Source organism: Halohasta litorea, from assembly GCF_024494645.1.
Classification (GTDB): domain Archaea; phylum Halobacteriota; class Halobacteria; order Halobacteriales; family Haloferacaceae; genus Halohasta; species Halohasta litorea.
The window spans coordinates 778,988-797,419 of record NZ_JANHDJ010000001.1; the positions used below are offsets into that span (position 1 = coordinate 778,988).

Below are 18,432 nucleotides of genomic sequence, written 5' to 3' on the forward strand. Positions count from 1 at the left end.
ACTTGCGGCAAATGAACGGGATTTAAGCATCTGTCACGCCGCCATATGGACGTATGAAACTTCACGAGTATCAGGCAAAGGAAATCTTTGCGGAAGCAGGGATTCCGGTTCCTGAATCTCAACTTGCTGACAGTGTCGAGGGCGTGCTCGATGCCGTCGCAGAGATCGGCTATCCGGCAGCGATCAAGGCACAGGTCCACGTCGGCGGCCGCGGGAAGGCCGGCGGGATCAAGATCGCAACCAACGAAGACGAAGCCCGCGAGGCAGCGGATGCCATTCTGGGCATGGATCTCAAGGGGTACACCGTCGATCGCGTGCTCGTCGAACAGGGCGTCGACTTCGTCGACGAGTACTACGTCGGCGTGACGATGGACCGCGGCGAGGGCAAGCCCGTCGCGATGGTCTCGACCAAAGGCGGCGTCGACATCGAGCAGGTCGCCGAAGAAGACCCCGAGGCTATCGCTCAGGAACACATCGACCCCGCCTTCGGCCTGCATCCGTACCAGGCCCGAAAGGTCGTGTATGATGCCGGTGTTCCCGCGGAGTACGCCCGCGATGTCACCTCGATCCTCTCGAAGCTCTACGATCTCTATGAGGACAACGACGCCAGCGACATCGAGGTCAACCCGGTGATGATCACGGCCGACGACGACGTGATCGCCGCCGACGCCGTCATGAACATCGACGAGGACGCGCTGTTCCGCCATCCCGATCTCGCCGAGATGGAGGAGGACGCCTACCAGAACGATCTCGAACGCAAGGCCGGGGAGTACGGCTTCGACTACGTCCGACTCTCGGGCAACACGGGCATCATCGGCAACGGCGCGGGTCTCGTAATGACCACCCTCGACCTTGTGGATTACTACGGTGGGACGCCAGCGAACTTCCTGGATATCGGCGGCGGCGCGAAGGCCGAACGCGTGGCCAACGCGCTGGATATGGTCTTTTCCGACGAGAACGTCGACAGCGTCGTCTTCAACATCTTCGGCGGGATCACCCGCGGCGACGAAGTAGCGAAAGGGATCAACGAAGCCTTAGAGCAGTTCGACGAGATCCCCAAACCGGTCGTTGTCCGGCTCGCCGGAACTAACGCCAAAGAGGGGATGGAGATTCTGAACACCGACCTCGTCCAGGTCGAAGCGACGCTTGCTGAGGCAGTTCAGCGTGCAGTCAAAAACGCCGAAGAGGTGGCACAATGAGTATCTTTGTCGATGACGACACCAGAGTGGTAGTGCAGGGAATCACCGGCGGCGAGGGGAAGTTCCACACCCAGCAGATGCTGGACTATGGCACGAATGTCGTCGCGGGCGCGGTGCCCGGTAAGGGCGGTCAGGAGGTCGAGGGCGTCCCCGTCTACGACACCGTCGACCAAGCGGTCGAAGCCGAGGACGCAACCGCCTCCGTGGTCTTCGTCCCGCCAGCGTTCGCGGGCGATGCGATCTTCGAGGCCCTCGATACGGACCTCGATCTCGTCGTTGCAATCACCGAGGGCGTGCCGACCCAGGACATGGCCAAAGTGAACAAGCGACTCGGCGAGGTTGATACCAAACTGCTCGGCCCGAACTGTCCAGGAATCATTACGCCGGGCGAGGCCAAACTCGGCATTCTGCCGGGCAACATCTTCGAGTCCGGGAACGTCGGGCTGGTTTCGCGGTCGGGAACCCTGACCTATCAGGTCGTCTCGAACCTCACCGAGCGCGGCATCGGCCAGACGACGGCGATCGGCATCGGCGGCGACCCGATTATCGGGACGTCGTTCGTCGACGCCCTGGAGGCCTTTGAGGCCGACCCAGAGACCGATGCGGTCGTGATGTGTGGCGAGATCGGCGGCGAGGACGAAGAGCAAGCCGCCAAATATATCGCCGAGAACATGGACACGCCCGTGGCGGGCTTCATCGCCGGGCGGACCGCGCCGCCGGGCAAGCGGATGGGCCACGCCGGAGCCATCGTCTCGGGGTCGGGCACCGGGACCGCAGAGTCAAAGATCAGCGCGCTCAATGACGCTGGCGTGCCGGTCGGCGATACCCCCGAAGAGGTCGCCGACTCGATCGAAGACTTCCTGTAAACGGCTCGCCGCGCTCCGGTTCCGGTTTTCGAACGGCGGTCGGCTCTTTGTGTTTGCTGCCGGTGAGCGACCGTCATGGTTGCCTGCTGGCTGTGGCCGTTATAATCATTAAAATATGATATAAATAAAGACTTATCTGCCAATCAGTTGTTTTGTTCCCATCTCATGTTCGGCTATCCCACACCGTCGACTGCCGGACTGATAATGATGGCCGGTGGGATTCCACCGCTGCTGGCGGTGTATTGGCTGCGAAACTATCGGCATCAGCCAGCCGTCCTATGGTTTCAGCGAGCGATGGTGTGTGGGATGGTGTGGTCTGTGTCGGTCGGACTGATCGCGCTCGTCGAGACACCCCAACTCCGGTTTGTAGCGGCCAACGTGGTCGTGTTGACCATCCCGACAGCGAGCATTTGCTATTTCATCTTCTCCTATGAGTTCACGTTCAAAACGTCGCCGCCGCGGGCGGTGTTCGGGCTGTTCGTGCCACCAACCTTGTTGTTCGTGGCTGGGTGGTTCAATCCCGGGACCCTCGTGTATACGACGGCCGACCCACACCTGATCAACGAGATTCTTATTCCCGCCAACGAGGGGTCGATTCAGCCACTCGTCACCGTCGGCATGGGGTATACGCTGGTCGTGATGGCCGCCGGGATGGTGTTCGGCGAGCTGCTACGGTCGACACAGCCTGCCCGCAAACGACAGGCTGCGGTCATTCTGGTTTCGATGGTGATCGTCTCGGCCCTCGGGGCGGTCAAAGTACTCGGCGTTGTCCCGCCGTACTTCGATCCCACACCGATCGGGTGGACGCTCTCGGGGCTGTTGTTTGCGGCCACGATCACCCGCCACCAGTTCCTCCAGCAGTCACCGGCCCCATGGCGGCAGACCGTAGCCACCATCCCCGAGGCCGTCTTCGTGTTGGATGCCGATTCCGTCGTCGCGGAGGTCAACGAGCGGGCGACCGAAATCCTCGATATCTCGGTGGGGATGACCGGCGAGGAGCTCCAGGACCGGAACCCGGCGCTGTCGACCGTCCTCGACGACACCGAAAGCGCCACCATCGAACTCCGGGCCGCCGGGCAAACACGGGTCTTCGATCCCCACACCTCGATGCTCGAATACGGCCGCGGAGCGACGGCGACGGTGATCAGCCTCCAGGAGGTCACCGACCGAGCGGCCGCCGAAGAGACCCTCCAAACGACCAAAGAGCGCTACCGGCGCATCTTCCAGCAGTCGTCGGACTACGTGACGATCGTCGACGAATCCGAGACCATCATCGACGTTACACAGGGAGTCGAACGGATATTGGGGTACGACCCCGAGGAGATGATCGGTCGGAAGGCCTTCAGCTACGTCCACCCCGAGGACAAACAGCAAGCCGTCGAGGCGTTTGCGGAGGTGGTTGCGAATCCGGACCGACAACTGGACATCGAGTTCCGTGTCCAGGGCGCAGACGGCGAGTACCGCTGGCTCGAAGGCCGCGGAACCAACCACCTCGAAGACCCACTGATCGGCGGTATGTTGGCCAACGTGCGGGACATCTCCGAGCGCAAGGAGGCCGAACGCGCCCTCGAAGAAACGAAGGAACGCTACTCGCGGATGTTCGAACTCTCGACCGACTACGTGACCATCGTCGACGAGTCGGGGACGATCATCGACATCACACCCGGCATCGAGGACGTACTCACATACGAGCCCGAGGAGATGATCGGGACCGACGCCTTGGACTATATACATCCCGACGACAGGGCGCACGTCCACGAGGTCTTCGCCGACGCGCTCGGAAACTCGGCGATAGGGATCGACATCGAGTACCGTGCCGAGACGAGCGATGGCAACTACCGCTGGATGGAGGCCCGCGGACACAACCACCTCGACGATCCGCTCTTAGAGGGCGTGGTCGTCAACGTGCGGGACATCTCCGAGCGCAAACAGCGCGAACAGGAACTCACCCGACTGACCCGGCAGCTGAGACAGAAAAACCAACAGCTCGAACGACTCGCCGGGGTCGTCTCCCACGATCTCCAAACGCCGCTGTCGACGGCCGAAAAGCTCACCGGACTCCTCCGGGCGGATCTCGGCGAGGCCGACCCGGCGGTCGAACAGTCGCTGGCGGATCTCGAAGCGACCCACCAGCGCCTCCAGGAGTTCGCCGACCAACTCCCCCGCCTGGCCCGCGAAAGCACGGATGTCGAGGAGCCGACGACCTGTGACCTGCAGTCGGTTGCCGAATCAGCGTGGAGTTTCGTCGAGACGGGCTCGCTCGACCTGCAGATCGCATCGACCAGCACGGTTCGTGCCGACCCCAGCCGACTCCAGCGCGTCTTCGAGAACCTCTTTCAGAACACGGTCACCCATGGCGTAGAGGCTGTGGGTGGTGAACAAGCCCATACAGCAACCACGGTCCGTGTCGGATCGACCGACGACGGATTTTATATCGAGGACGATGGCCCCGGGATTCGTCCGGAACAGCGGTCCGAACTGTTCGAGTACGGGATGAGTACCGGCTCGGGCTCCGGCTTCGGCTTGGCGATCGTTCGGACGATCATCGAAGCCCACGGCTGGACAGTCGACGTGGTCGACAGCGATACCGGCGGGGCCCGCTTCGAGGTCGAGACGACCGAGTAATGTGGTTCGGCAGTGCGATGGCTGATCGGTTCGGGCCGAAAGAAACCGCCGAGGGGGCAGTGTGCGGGGGTCAGTGGAGGGCCGTTGTGGGGGCCGTCTGCAGAACGCTGCGTGGTTCCCCGGAGGTAGCGTACCAGTCTCCCAGCTGGTACTCAACCCACACTCCCACCCATATCCTGTTGCGACACCAGCATAAATAGCATACCTCCATATGAAACCGGCACCGTCGAACCGTCCTCGCTACCTTGTGTGGTTGTTTCGGCTGTCGATGAACCTGTTGGTGTCGATTACTGGTCGAACAGCTGGCCGAACAGTTTCCGTTGGGCGGTTCGCATATGTTGTGTCATCGTCGTCCGCGAGCGGTCGAACTTCGTTGCGAGTTCGGTCGCACTGACGCCGCGGGGTTGCTCGAAGTAGCCGTCGAAGTAGGCGTGGCGGAGCACGCTCCGCTGCCGTTCGGTCAGTGATTCCACCAGCTCGTCGCTGCCTGTTTCTGGTTGTCGATCCTGCTGGCTCCAGACCCGACTGACCGTCACGTCGTCGTAGGTCGTTCTGAGCGCCTCGGTAACGTCGCCAACGGAATCATGGTCGGACAGCGACACCGAAATCGTGGTTGTGCCGTCGACCCCGACCGTCCCTTCGACCGTGGCACCGTTGGCCGCCAACACGTCTTCGGGTGTTCTGACCATGCTGTACAGATCACATCGAACCCCGTCCTCGTCGTCCGAGATGTCGCCGATATCGACCGACTCGCAGGCTTCGGTGGCCTCTTCGACCGCCTCGGGGTTCGTCCCCGAAAGCTGCGTCAGATACAGTGCTGTCCCGTCGTGCTGTTCGATCGTCGACGGAACCTCCACCGAGACCCCGGTAGCCAACTGGTCGGTGAGTTCGGCAATCGGGGCCGTCGTGTCCGTGATCTCGATATCGAGGTGGACCGCCTCGTCGGCCAACAGCGACCGCTTCAACTCCGCGGTTCGGTGTGCGTAGCCGAGGATACGGGCGTACTCTTCGAGGAGCGTCCACTGTCGCTCATCGAACGATTGCTGTTGTGCCGACCGATAGACTCCGAGCACACCGATCCGGACTCCCTCTCGGCGGATCGGAACCCCTGCTGCGGTCACGAAGCCATGGTCGACGGCGAGCTGCTGCCAGTCACCGTCGAGTGCAGCCTGCTGTTCGGAATCCGGTTTGCTGGCCCTGCCGTCGACGTCGGTCGGCGAAAGGGCGACCGACTCCTCGCGGTTCGCAGCCATGACCACCGGGTCGTCGGTCGCCACGACGCCGGAGTTGGTGATCCCGTCGAGATATGCTCCACAGCCCTCGACGGCCTGCGGGACGATCTCGCCGTCCTCGACGGCACCGATCCACGCCCCAGCGTAGCCGTGATCCTCAACGAGCATGCGACAGAACTCCGCCGACAGCTCGCCGATATCTGTCGTCGACGTGAGCAGTTCGAGGGCCGCAGCCTTCCCGCGGCGTTCGCGATCGAGCTGGCGGCGGGCACGGGCCGAGACGACGGCGTTCGTGACGCGGTTCGTCAGCAGCGTCGCGTCGGTGTCGTCGTGGTTCTTGGGGATGTAGTCGGTCACACCGCGGCCGATAGCCTCGCTGGCGACCGCCTCGTCGCCCTTGCCGGTCACTAGCACGAACGGCCGGTCGGCATCGCTCTCGCGGACTGTTTCCAGGAGGTCAAGCCCGGTGCCATCGCCGAGTTGGTAGTCACAGATCACACAGTCGGGGTCGGTTGCCTCGAACCGGCTTCGGCCCGCCGAGAGGCTGTCTGCGAGATCGACTTCGAAGGCTTCGTGGGCCGATTCGAGCAGGCGGCCCGTGACACGAGCCCACTGCTCGTCGTCGTCGACCAACAACAGCCTCACGTCGGTGAGCTGTGCGGCATCGACTGCTGTCGGTCCGTTACCCATCGGTCCGGTCGCTGGTCTCGGATCGATGCTGCCCAGTGAACGCCGACGGAGACCACCGACGGCTCGGGGACACTATCTTCACGAGTGTCGTCATCTACGCATACATTCAGCGTCTGAACTATTAATTCTATACCAACATATGCGTCCTGGACGTGCGGGGAGCCTCCGAGAACCAATCCGTCTCACCGACGCCCATCACCAACTATACCCCGCCAGCGACTGTGCGGTATGTATGCTAATCCCGTTTGTTGGTTCGATCTTTGCCTTTGGTATTGCTCTCCTCATCGGTGGCCTTGCCATCTACCTGAGTGCGCGTGTGCTCATCGACGTCGACGACTACGGCCACGCCGTCGTGACAGCGGTTCTCGGCGCGGTCGGCTGGGGACTCACCTCCTGGATTCCGCTCGTCGGCCCCGTGATCGCGCTGGTCGTCTGGATCGGCGTCATCAACTGGCGGTATCCCGGCGGCTGGCGGAACGCCGCGATCATCGGCGCGGGGGCATGGCTCTCTGCACTGGTCATCCTGTTTGTCGTCAACGCCGTCCTCGGCCTCGGAATCGGTGCGTTCGGCGTCCCCGGTATATAAGGCCGACGCCAGCCGCTGCCAGCGACCGCTCGTATCGCGGTTTCGATCCCGTATTTTGTGCTATTGTCACGTTTATCCGGCTCTCCTATCGGATCGTAAAGCGATCAATAAAAGTAGGCTACTCCGAGAACGGATAGCAAGAGGGTGTGTCAGTGGTGCGTCGGGCGTTCGTCACACTACTGGGACCCTACGGGTAACCTACCGTGAACAATCAACCGGACCACCAGTCGACGGACGGGCAGATGGTCGAGTACGGCATCGAGGAGAAACCACCAACGGGCCAGTCGATAGCGCTGGGGCTCCAGCATTATCTGACGATGATCGGCTCGAATATCGCGGTGCCGCTCGTGTTGGCGGGCACGATGGGGATGCCCGCCGACGCGACCGCGCGGCTCGTCGGCACCTTCTTCGTCGTCTCCGGGATCGCGACGCTCGCACAGACGACGATCGGCAACCGCTATCCGCTGGTCCAGGGGGCCAGTTTTGCGATCCTCGCGCCCGCGCTGGCGATCGTCGGCGTCATCGCCGCCTCCGGCGGCGGCTGGGAGACGATGATCGTCGAGCTTCAGGGCGCGATGATCGTCGCGGGGGCCCTGCAGATCCTCATCGGCTATCTGGGGCTGTTCGGCTACCTCAAACGGTTTTTGAGCCCCGTCGTCATTGCACCGATCATCGCACTCGTCGGGCTCGCCCTGTTCGATGTGCCGCAGATCACCGACCCCAGCACACAGAGCATCTGGCTCTTCGGGCTCACGCTCCTATTGATCATCGGCTTCTCGCAGTATCTCAGCGACGCCAGTCGGCTGTTCAAACTGTATCCGGTCCTGCTCGGCCTCGCCAGCGCGTGGCTCATCGCCACGGTGCTTTCGGTCACCGGGGTAATTCCCTCGGATTCGAGCGCGTTCGTCGACCTCAGTCGGGCCACCGAGACGAGCCTGCTCCAGCCGATCGTCCCGCTGCAGTGGGGGATGCCGCAGTTCACCCCGGCGTTCATCGTCGGCATCTTCGCGGGCGTCGTCGCCTCGATGATCGAGAGCTTCGGCGACTACTACGCCGTCGCCCGGATCTCCGGCGAGAAAGCGCCGAGCGCCCAGCGGATCAACCACGGCCTCGGGATGGAGGGGATCGGCAACGTCTTCGCCGGGCTCATGGGCACCGGCAACGGCTCGACCTCCTACTCCGAGAACATCGGTGCGATCGGGATTACCGGTGTGGCCTCCCGCTACGTCGTCCAGGTCGGCGCGGTCGTCATGCTGATCGCGGGCTATCTCGGCTTCGTCGGCGGGCTCGTGACGACGATTCCGAGCCCCATCGTCGGCGGGCTGTTTTTGGTGATGTTCGCCCAGATCATCGGCGTCGGGCTCTCGCAGCTCCAGTACGTCGACCTCAACGAGAACCGCAACGTGTTCATCATCGGCATTACCCTGCTCAGCGGCCTGTCGATCCCCTCGTACGTCTCGAATCTGGCCGGTGATTCTGGGGCGGCGGCCATCCAAGCCATCCTCACGGACGTGCCCGTGGCGGGTGTCGTCCTCGGGACTGAACTCGTCGCCCAGACCGTGTTCGTCGTCGGCACGACCGGTATCGCGGTCGGCGGCGTCATCGGCTTCCTGCTGGACCTCACGATCCCCGGCACTCCCGAAGGGCGTGGGTTGACCGCCTGGGAGGACCTGACCGAAGACGATGCGGATTTCGAGGCCGTCCAGGAGCGGTATCTCTCCGGAGAAACACCAAAAACGGGCGACGACTGAACGGACTGTTTCCTGTTGGCTGTTTATAAGTAGGCGTCAACTACTGGACTCACCGACGGCTGGCTGTTTCGGCTATTTATAACTATGAGTCGACTACTAATCGGTGCTTCTGTTTAGTATTTAAAAGTATGTGGGTCGATTTACTGGCTTTAGCCATTCCCTCGCTTCGTTCAGTCGTGGCGGAAATCGCGCGTGTTCGCTTCGCTCACACGCTGACTTCCGGCATTCCTTCACTCCGTTCAGTCATGCCGGAAATCGCGCGAACTCACTGCGTTCGCTGACTTTAGACACTCCTTCACACAGTTCAGTCGTGTCTAAAGCACCGCATCCCGGTGAACACCATCGCCATCCCGTGTTCGTCGGCCGCCTCAATCACGTCCTCGTCATTCACCGAGCCGCCAGGCTGAATTACGGCCTCGATTCCAGCCTCAGCCGCAGCCTCGATCCCGTCCGGGAACGGGAAGAAGGCATCAGACCCCATCACGGCCCCCTCGGCACTCTTGCCGTCGGCGTCGCGCTCGGCCTTCTTGGCCGCGAGTTCGACGGCGTCGACGCGCGAGACCTGCCCCACACCGAGGCCGACCGTTTCAGTCCCGGAGGCGAAGATGATCCCGTTGGATTTGACGTGTTTGAGGGTCTGCCACGCGAATTTCATCGTCTTCAACTCTTCGTCGGTCGGTTCGCGTTCGGTGACGACCTCGAAGTCGTTGATCGACGGCGAGGCGAGGTCGCGCTCCTGGACGAGCCGTCCACCGACCAGCGGTTTTTCCGTGAGGCGCTCGCTAACCTCGCCGAGTTCGCCCACATCGAGTACACGGAGGTTCTTTTTGTCGGTCAGCACGTCGAGCGCTGCGTCGGTGTACCCCGGCGCGACGACGACCTCCTTGAAGGAGTCGACGACCTGCTCGGCGGTCTCGGCGTCACACTCGCGGTTGAGCGCGACGATCCCGCCGAAGGCGCTCTTGGCGTCGGTCCGCAGAGCCTTGTCGTAGGCCTCGGCGATCGAGTCGGCGGTCGCACAGCCCGCGGGGTTGGTGTGTTTGATCACCGCGGCGGCGGGCTCGTCGAACTCCTTGATCAGGTTGAGTGCGCCATCGGCGTCGTTGTAGTTGTTGTACGACAGCGCCTTCGCGCCCTCGTTGAGCTGCGGCGCGGCCACGACGCTCGCCTCCTCACAAGTCGCATCGGCGTACACCCCGGCTTCCTGATGCGGATTCTCGCCGTAGCGGAGCGTGCTGTCGAGATCGTCCGAGACAAGTCGACGCTGCGGGAAGTCCCCGCCGGTGTCGCCCTCGATTGCGACCGTTTCGGCCTCGTGCTCGACGGTCACCCGATCCTCGGCGAACCACCGGACTGCTCGCGGATAGGCGGTGAACTCTGCCTCGTAGAGGACACGCTCTTTGAGGTCGTCGGCCGCGTCGTCCTCGTAGACCGGGACAGCCTCCTGGGTGACGATCGGTCCGGCGTCGACCTCCTCGGTGACGACGTGGACCGTACAGCCGGTCATCCGAACGCCCGATTCGAGGACCTGCTCGTGGGCGTCCATCCCGGGGAACGCGGGTAGGAGCGACGGGTGGACGTTGAGCGTCGTGGGGGCGTTGTCGATGAATGCCTCGGTCAAGACGCGCATATAGCCGTCGAGACAGACGATGTCGAAATCGTACCCCTCTAGCGTATCCAGGATACGCTCCTCGTGGGACTCCCGTGATTCGCCCTCCTCACGGGTGACGACTTCAGTGGGGATCCCACGCTCGGAGGCCCCTTCGAGGACGGGGGCACCGTCTTCGTTCGTCAGGACGATCGACAGCTCCGCACCGCCCGGCATCCGGTCGGCGATATGCAGCAGATTGCGGCCGCGATTGCTCGCTAAGCCTGCGATTTTGACCATATGTGGGGCACCCGGGGCGACCGAAAAACAGTTGCGGTCGACTGTGGTCAGTGTGCACGTTCGCGGATAGATCTTCCGTCGAACGTGGCTGCGTGCCGGAATCCTATACACGGGAGTGGTGGTTTGTATCGACATTCTTTTGCGAGTACCGCCACCAGACTCCGGTATGACTGAACTCCCGCGATCCGACCCGCTGGCGGCGGTCTCGCCGCTCGACGGCCGATACGCCCGACGGACGGCCCCGCTGTCACCCTACGCCAGCGAGTCCGGACTCATGCAGGCCCGTGTACAGGTCGAGGCCGACTATCTGCTGGCACTGGCCGATCTTGATGCGGTGCCGATCGAGCTCTCCGAGGCCGAGTCGACCGCTCTCCAAGCGACCTACGACGAGTTCGATGCCGACGATGCCCGGCTGATCAAGGCACTCGAAGTAGACGGCTCACATGGGTATTCGGCGACGAACCACGACGTGAAGGCGGTCGAGTACTTCCTTCGCATCAAGCTCGACGAGGCCGACGCCGTCGACGACGCCGAACGACTCTACCCGTGGATTCATTTCGGCCTCACCAGCGAGGACGTCAACAATCTCGCCCACCGACTGCTGGTCAAACCGGCCGTCGAAACCGTGCTCATCCCCGCTCTTCAGGCGCTCCGTGACGAACTGGTCGCCCTCGCCCACGAACACGGTGACCTGTCGATGCTCGCCCGGACCCACGGCCAGCCCGCGACGCCGACGACCTTCGGCAAGGAGATGGCCGTCTACGCCTCGCGGCTCGGCAAGGCCATCGGCCGCCTGCAGGCCACAGCCGACGACCTCTCGGGCAAACTCGCAGGCGCGTCGGGAACCTACGCGGCCCACCACGCCGCCTATCCCGATGTCGACTGGCAAGCCTTCTCCCGATCGTTCGTCACCGATCTCGGCCTCGATCACACCGAAATCGCCACGCAGGTCAACCCCTGCGACGATCTCGCAGCTGTCTTCGATGCCCTCCGCGGCGTCAACAATGTCCTGATCGACATGGACCGGGATATGTGGCTCTACATCTCGGATCGCTACCTCGGCCAGCAGACCGTCGAGGGCGAAACCGGCTCCTCGACGATGCCTCATAAGGTCAACCCGATCGATTTCGAAAACAGCGAGGGCAATCTCTCGAAGGCCAACTCGGATCTCACCTTCCTCGGCGACTACATCACGACCTCGCGGCTCCAGCGGGATCTGTCGGATTCGACAGTCAAGCGCAATATCGGCGCGGCCTTCGGTCACTGTCTCATTGGCTACAAAAAGGCCGCTGCCGGACTGGATAAGATCGTCCCCAACGAACAGGTCATGACCGAGGAGCTCGAAGCGACCCCGGAGATCATCGGTGAGGCCGTCCAGACGATCCTCCGCCGAGAAGGAGACACCGACGCCTACGAGCGCGTCAAGGACCTCACCCGCGGCAAGCAGGTGACGATCCAAGACTTCTACGACCTCTTCGAGTCCCTTGATGTCGACGAGCCGGTCCGCGAGGAGCTGCTCGCACTGACGCCGACCGGCTACACCGGCGTTGCCGACCGACTGGCCGACGGCGTCGGCGACGACTAACGCGGGAATCCTGCGGCGTATCGACGCCACTGCCGGGCGAAATACCCAGTGGCTGGTGGCTACTGTCTGACAACGCGTTCCGAGAAGCGCATTATTCCGTGTCTTTTGCGTGAGCGACGATCACGGGCGAGTCGGCCTCGCGTTGGACCTGTTTCGATGTCGACCCGAAAACGAAGCGTTCGAGCGGGCCGTCGGTCGGCGCGCCCATGACGGTGAGATCGTAGTAGTTCGACTGTTCGGTGATCGCTTCGGGCGCGTTCGGGGCTTCGTAGAGCCAGGTGTCGACGCGGTCGGCCTCGCCGTCGGAGATGGTCGCCAGAACCGAATCGAGGAGCGTTTGGCCCCGATCGCGTGCTTCCTCACTGTCGTCTTCGATCACGTGAAACAGGTCGACGGCCGCATCGTTCGCGCGGGCGATTGCGAGACCGGTCTCGACGGCCAACTGGCTGTGGTGGCCGCCAGCGATCGGGACGAGAACCGAGGCGATCCGGTCGGTATCTCCCCGACCGTCGACGGTCAGTACGTCGGTCGTCGTCGAGAGCCGTTCGGCACGGTCCGAGAACAGTCCGCCCAACAGACGCCCGCTGGCGTTCCGTTTGACGACGAGCGCCGAGGGGTTGTGCCGACTGACGACCGGATCGAGCGTGTTCCCAGTTTCGATGCCGGTTGTCGACGAACAGTGGCTCTCGCGGTGGCTCTCGGGGAGCTGTTCGCTGTGGTCCGAGGATAGCTCGGTGCTGACCATCAGGTCGAGTTCGCGGCTCGTGGCGAGGGCATGGGCGACCGAGGCGGCGCGTCGGCGGGCCGTTCCGTCACCAATGGGGCCGAGCACGCAGGGACCAGCCGTAGCATATTTCTCGTTCGTCGGCTGGGTGTCGGAGACCCCGATCATTATACACCACTCTGTGTGCCCATGCGGTATAAAGAACAGTGATATCCTACTGAGTGGTACGTACCTGATTACTTTTCGATGATGCTTTCCTCGACGGCCTCGCCGAAGTGTCGGGCCACGTCCTCGTAGTACAGCAGCATCTCGTCGCCAGCTTCGAGATCAGTGACGGCCTTTCGGCCCTCGCTGGTCGAGACTTTGATCGTCTCGGCGTTCTGCAGCAGCGTCTCGATCCGATCGCCGTCAACGTCCAGCTCGACTCTGAACATCGGCCGTTTCTCGATCTTCACGCGGCCGACGATCGCCTCGCGGGTGTTGCCCGCGGTGTCGACGACCTGAACCTCGTCACCGCTTTTGAGTTCGGCGAGGTATTTCGTGCCGCCGTCGGGCGTCCGGATGTAGGCGTGGACCGCACCGGCGTTGACCCGGAACGGCCGAGAGGCGACGTACGGCGACTTGGCGGTTTCGGCGTGGACGAAGAAGAGTCCGCGGGACATCGAGCCGATCAACATCCCCTCGTCGTGATCCATCAGGCTCCCGGTGTCGATACAGACCCGGTCGGCCATCCCGGTGCGTTCGACCTCCAGGACCTCGCCGTACTGGAGATCCAGCGTCTCGCGCTCGGCGGCATCCCGGACCTCGACGGTCTCTCTGATCTCGTCGGGGTTGTCGGTGTCCAGTAGGACGCCGTCCGCGCCGAGTTCGAGCGTCTCGAAGGCGGTCTGGGCCTCGTCGGCGGTCGTCACGCCCGCCAGCAGGTCGGTCTCCTCGCCGATTCTGGCGATCAGGTTCTCTAGGGGAATGATCGTCCAGTCCTCGCCGATGACGATGGTGTAGTCGGCGTCGTGGGCTGCGGCCTCGGCGAAGGCTTCGTACTCCTGATCGAAGATCCGGACGTAAGCACCCTGTGCCCGGTTGTCACTGTGTCGGAGCGTCGTCAGATCCGCAGAGCCGGAGAAATCCGAGGGCAGATCGACCGTTCCGTCGCCCTCGCCGTCTTTCCCGACGAAGTAGGCGTCGGCGACTGCCGTCTCGCTTTCGGCCTCGTCGACCATGTCGGCGTCCGATCGAAAGGCGGCGACGTTGATGTCGCCGAGTTCTCGGACCCGGCCGACATCGCTTTCGTCGACCAGTACCCAGTCGACGCCCGCCTCGATCGCGGCTGTGATTCGCTTTTTACGTGTCTCCCACTCGCCGACCGTGTCGTCGGCCTTCAACCAAACCGTTCGCGTCATTGGTTGTTGGTCAAAGCGCGGCGGCTTGAACGTGACGGAACCACAGCAGTGGCATACGACCTCGCTGCTCAGGCTTCGACAGTCAGCCCGGCGGCCGCGAGTGCGTCCTCGGCGTCCATATCGTCGTGAATGACCGCCGATACCGCACGCGTGATCGCCTCGGGGTCCTCGTGTTGGAAGATCGACCGTCCCATCGAGATGCCTGCCGCGCCCGCATCCATCGCACCCCGTACCATCTCGACGGTTTCGGCGTCAGTCCCCGGGCTCCCCCCGGCGATCACGATCGGGAGAGTCGTCGACTCACAGACGTGCTGGAAGCTCTCGGTATCGCCGCTGTAGGCGGTCTTGACGACGTCCGCGCCGAGCTCCTCGGCCAGTCGGACGGCGTGGCCGAGATACTCCGGCTCGTCGCCCTGAATGCCCGGCCCACGGGCGTAGGCCATGGCCAACACGGGGATGCCGTAGCGGTCGGCCTCACCGGTGAGTTCCGCGAGGGCTTCGATCTGGCTCGGCTCGTAGTTCGAGCCGACGTTGATGTGGAACGAGACCGCATCAGCGCCCGCGCGGATCGCTTCTTCGATGCTGCAGGTCACCCGCTTGTCGTCTTCGTCGGGGCCGATAGACGTCGAACCGTTCATGTGGACGATGTAGCCGCTGCCGTTTTTGTGCGGATGGACGCGGTTGGCGACACCCTTCTGGGTGAGGACGGCGTCGGCACCGCCGCTGGTGATGGATTCGACCGTTCCTTCGAGATCTTTGAGGCCGTTGACGGCTCCAATCGTGAGCCCGTGATCCATTGGGACGATCAGGTAGCGACCGTCTGTGGAGATGCGTTCGAGTCGTGCGCTGAGTCCTGCGGACATAGTTGTTGTGTCACTCTCTGTCAGTAGTGGGCTATGTAGCTTGCGACTCCGGTACCGATACCGACTGATCAGGCGGAGTCGATGTGGGTCGATCAGGCGGAATCGGCATCGGCGATGTCGGCGTTTCGACGCGCCGCGCCTTCCCGGGTGCCAGCGGCGAGCTCACGGGCTTTCGCAGCCAGTTTCTCGGCCGTCTCGTCGACTGGCCGCTCCGAGTTGACTCCCGCGGCGACGATATCGACCAGGGCGCTGCCGACGATAATGCCGTCAGCTCCGTTGGCGACGATTCTGGCTGCCTGATCGCCCGAGGAGATTCCGAATCCCACCGCTTTCGGTACGTCCCACTCCGCGAGCCGCTGGAGGCTCCGGGTCGTCTGATCCGACACGTCGGTTTTCGCGCCCGTGGTGCCGAGCCGCGCCTGGACGTAGACGTACCCCGAGACACGCTCCATCATCTCTTCGAGTCGGTCACCCTCGGTCGTCGGTGCGACGATGAAGACGAGATCGAGCCCGTGTTCGTCGCAGGCCGCCCGGAGCGGGTCTGCCTCCTCGGCCGGGAGATCGGGAACCACGAACCCCGAAATACCGACCTCGGCGGCGCGCTCGACGAAGGCTTCGGGTCCGGGCTCGCCCCCTCGGGAGCGTCCGTACTGGTAAATAAGATTGTAGTAGGTCATACAGACGAGCGGCACGTCGACATCCAGCTCCTCGACGAACTCGAAAAAGCGGTCGGGGGTCATCCCACCCTCTAGGGCACGGACGATCGCGTTTTGGATCGTCGACCCCTCGGCGATCGGCTCCGAAAAGGGCAGGCCGAGTTCGATGATGTCCGCACCGCCGCGGGCCAGCGCCTCGACGTAGGCCTTCGAGGCCTCATAGTCGGGGTCGCCGACCGCGAGATACGGGATGAACGCGGGGCCGTCGGCGAACGCCGCGGCGATGGCTTCGTTTTCGGCCATCTAGATCCCCTCCGAGAACATCGACATATCCGGCGCGTTCGGGATCTCGCGGGCCTCGGTCTCCTCGATCGCCGACTGGAGGTCCTTGTCGCCGCGGCCGGAGACGTTGACGATCACGCTCCCCGACAACTCCGCGTGGTGTTCTTCGAGATAGCCGAAGGCGTGGGCCGTCTCCAAGGCGGGGATGATCCCCTCCGTCTGGGAGAGCCGATGGAACCCTTCGAGGGCGGCATCGTCGTCGACCGCCACTGGCGTCACGCGGTCCTCATCGACCAAGTAGGCCAACTCCGGCCCGACACCGGCGTAATCGAGCCCCGAGGAGATGCTGTGGGACTCCATGATCTGGCCGACGGAATCCTGGAGCAGCTTCGTTCGCGCGCCATGCAGAACCCCTTCGTCGCCAGTCGACAGTGAGGCGGAGTTGGGCGCGACACCGGCCTCCTCATCGACCGCCAGCGAGGAACCGCCCGCCTCGACCGCGTAGAGGTCCACGGAGTCATCATCAACGAAGTTCGCAAACGCGCCCATCGTGTTCGAGCCGCCGCCCGCACACGCGATGACCGAATCCGGCAGGCCGCCGAGCTTCTCGTGGGCCTGCTCGCGGGCCTCCTCGGAGATGACGGCCTGGAAATCCCGGACCATCGCCGGGAACGGATGGGGACCGACGACGCTGCCGATGACGTAGTGGGTCGACTCGACAGTTGCGGCCCAGTCACGCATCGTCTCCGAAATCGCCTCTTTAAGCGTGCCGCGACCGGCTGTCACCGGCTTGACGTCCGAGCCGTTGAGCTTCATTCGGAAGACGTTGGGTCGCTGGCGGTTGATATCCCGCTCGCCCATATAAATGGTGCAGGGCATATCGAGGTGGGCCGCGGCCATCGCGGTCGCGGTGCCGTGTTGGCCCGCACCGGTCTCGGCGATGATGCGGTCTTTGCCCATATATTTCGCCAGGAGGACCTGTCCGAGGGCGTTGTTCAGTTTGTGTGCGCCGCCGTGCAGCAGGTCCTCGCGCTTGAGGTAGACGTCGAGGTCGTAGCGCTCCGAGAGTCGGTCCGCGCGCTGGAGCGGGGTGGGCCGTCCCCCGAAGTCCGCCAGTCGCTGGCGGAACTCGTCCATGAACCCGTCCTCGTTATCCAACACGTACCGCTGGTAGGCGTCGTCTAACTCCTCGATCGCGGGCATCAGTGCCTCGGGTACGTACTGTCCGCCGTAGTCGCCGAACTTGCCGTCAGTGCTCATTGTGTGCTCCTGTAAACCGCTCTGTGTTCGTCGTTGGATCGCCGTCCATGATGGCAGTTCCGATGAGCAGGCCATCGGCCCCCGCCTCGCGCATTCGCTGTACGTCTTCGACCGTCGACACGCCACTCTCCGCGATCAGTGTCACGTCCTCAGGTGCTTTGGGGGCCAGTTCCTCGAACGTCCCGAGGTCGACCTCCAACTGCCCCAGATCACGGTTGTTGATGCCGATAATCGACGCGCCTGCTTCGACCGCCGCCGTCAGTTCGGCTTCGGTGTGGACCTCGACCAGCGGCTGGAAGCCACGGTTCTCGGCGGCCCGAACCATCGGTTCGAGGTCGTCGCCCAGGAAGCGGGCGATCAGCAGCACCACGTCGCTTTCGACCGTGTCGAGCTGGGCCTCACGCAGGAGGAAATCCTTCCGCAGCACGGGGACGTCGACCGCTGCCCGAATCCGTTCGAGGTTTGCCACGGAGCCGCCGAAGTGGTCGGGTTCAGTGAGCACGGAGAGGGCGGCGGCCCCGCCCTCGACCATCGCTTCGGCGAGCTCGACCGGATCCCCCGTATTCGTGCCCTCCGTGGTCGGACTCGTGGGTTTGACTTCCGCGATGATCGGCACGCGTCCCCGCGATTCGGTGGCCGCAAACGCCGCTGGCAGCGAGCGGGCTTCGACCGACACTCGGCTTTCGCCGCCCGACCGCTCGGCGGCCGACGCCAGGATCTCCTGGACTGCTGGAGCCAACTCATCCGCAGTGTAGTTCATCTATGTACACTGATGTACGTATGTGTACATAACACTTCCGCCACGAGACGGAACCCTTGAAGGCA

Annotated in this window: 14 protein-coding genes; 6 read left to right on the forward strand and 8 right to left on the reverse strand. The window is 63.3% G+C overall.

Annotation, left to right across the window (positions count from 1 at the left end; all coding sequences use genetic code 11):
- The first annotated feature begins 53 nt into the window (after positions 1-53).
- The 3 genes from sucC (at position 54) to NO877_RS04140 (ending at position 4,690) form a co-directional block, all read left to right on the forward strand.
- Complete coding sequence (gene sucC, locus NO877_RS04130) at positions 54-1,199, forward strand: ADP-forming succinate--CoA ligase subunit beta (RefSeq protein ID WP_256395041.1); 1,146 nt, start codon at positions 54-56, stop codon at positions 1,197-1,199.
- Entirely contained in the window at positions 1,196-2,065 is an 870-nt protein-coding gene (sucD, locus tag NO877_RS04135) for a succinate--CoA ligase subunit alpha (RefSeq protein ID WP_256395042.1), read from the forward strand. Before sucC ends, sucD begins: the two co-directional genes overlap by 4 nt.
- Positions 2,066-2,230: 165 nt before the next feature.
- A complete protein-coding gene (locus tag NO877_RS04140) occupies positions 2,231-4,690 on the forward strand; it encodes a PAS domain S-box protein (RefSeq protein ID WP_256395043.1) in 2,460 nt (819 codons plus the stop codon).
- A 287-nt stretch (positions 4,691-4,977) separates the two neighbouring features.
- Here the strand turns inward: NO877_RS04140 and NO877_RS04145 are convergent, their stop codons facing one another.
- Positions 4,978-6,612 (reverse strand): response regulator, encoded by a 1,635-nt coding sequence (locus NO877_RS04145; protein ID WP_256395044.1) that lies wholly within the window; start codon positions 6,610-6,612, stop codon positions 4,978-4,980.
- Positions 6,613-6,844: 232 nt separating this feature from the next.
- Here NO877_RS04145 and NO877_RS04150 point away from each other — a divergent pair, with 232 nt between their 5' ends.
- A complete protein-coding gene (locus tag NO877_RS04150; RefSeq protein WP_256395045.1) occupies positions 6,845-7,198 on the forward strand; it encodes a hypothetical protein in 354 nt (117 codons plus the stop codon).
- Between the two features lie 242 nt (positions 7,199-7,440).
- Positions 7,441-8,949: a uracil-xanthine permease family protein gene (locus NO877_RS04155; protein WP_256395172.1), complete on the forward strand. Its 1,509-nt coding sequence runs from the start codon at positions 7,441-7,443 to the stop codon at positions 8,947-8,949.
- 304 nt (positions 8,950-9,253) lie between these two features.
- On the opposite strand, the gene purH is transcribed toward NO877_RS04155, so the two are convergent.
- Positions 9,254-10,837, reverse strand: a complete 1,584-nt coding sequence (gene purH / locus NO877_RS04160; RefSeq protein WP_256395046.1) for a bifunctional phosphoribosylaminoimidazolecarboxamide formyltransferase/IMP cyclohydrolase — start codon at positions 10,835-10,837, stop codon at positions 9,254-9,256.
- Between the two features lie 166 nt (positions 10,838-11,003).
- Between purH and purB the strand changes: the two genes are divergently transcribed.
- Positions 11,004-12,422, forward strand: a complete 1,419-nt coding sequence (gene purB, locus NO877_RS04165; protein WP_256395047.1) for an adenylosuccinate lyase — start codon at positions 11,004-11,006, stop codon at positions 12,420-12,422.
- A gap of 91 nt (positions 12,423-12,513) precedes the next feature.
- Here purB and NO877_RS04170 read toward each other — a convergent pair whose 3' ends face one another.
- From NO877_RS04170 to trpC, 6 genes are all read right to left on the reverse strand, one after another.
- Complete coding sequence (locus tag NO877_RS04170; protein ID WP_256395048.1) at positions 12,514-13,314, reverse strand: universal stress protein; 801 nt, start codon at positions 13,312-13,314, stop codon at positions 12,514-12,516.
- Positions 13,315-13,382: 68 nt separating this feature from the next.
- Entirely contained in the window at positions 13,383-14,546 is a 1,164-nt protein-coding gene (locus tag NO877_RS04175) for a 3-dehydroquinate synthase II (RefSeq protein ID WP_256395049.1), read from the reverse strand.
- Between the two features lie 68 nt (positions 14,547-14,614).
- Positions 14,615-15,409: a 2-amino-3,7-dideoxy-D-threo-hept-6-ulosonate synthase gene (locus NO877_RS04180; RefSeq protein WP_256395050.1), complete on the reverse strand. Its 795-nt coding sequence runs from the start codon at positions 15,407-15,409 to the stop codon at positions 14,615-14,617.
- Between the two features lie 92 nt (positions 15,410-15,501).
- Positions 15,502-16,368 carry a tryptophan synthase subunit alpha gene (gene trpA, locus NO877_RS04185; RefSeq protein ID WP_256395051.1) on the reverse strand — a complete coding sequence of 289 codons (867 nt, stop codon included), beginning with the start codon at positions 16,366-16,368 and terminating at the stop codon, positions 15,502-15,504.
- Positions 16,369-17,607 carry a tryptophan synthase subunit beta gene (gene trpB, locus NO877_RS04190; protein WP_256395052.1) on the reverse strand — a complete coding sequence of 413 codons (1,239 nt, stop codon included), beginning with the start codon at positions 17,605-17,607 and terminating at the stop codon, positions 16,369-16,371.
- A complete protein-coding gene (gene trpC, locus NO877_RS04195) occupies positions 17,597-18,367 on the reverse strand; it encodes an indole-3-glycerol phosphate synthase (protein WP_256395053.1) in 771 nt (256 codons plus the stop codon). Before trpC ends, trpB begins: the two co-directional genes overlap by 11 nt.
- Positions 18,368-18,432: the final 65 nt, after the last annotated feature.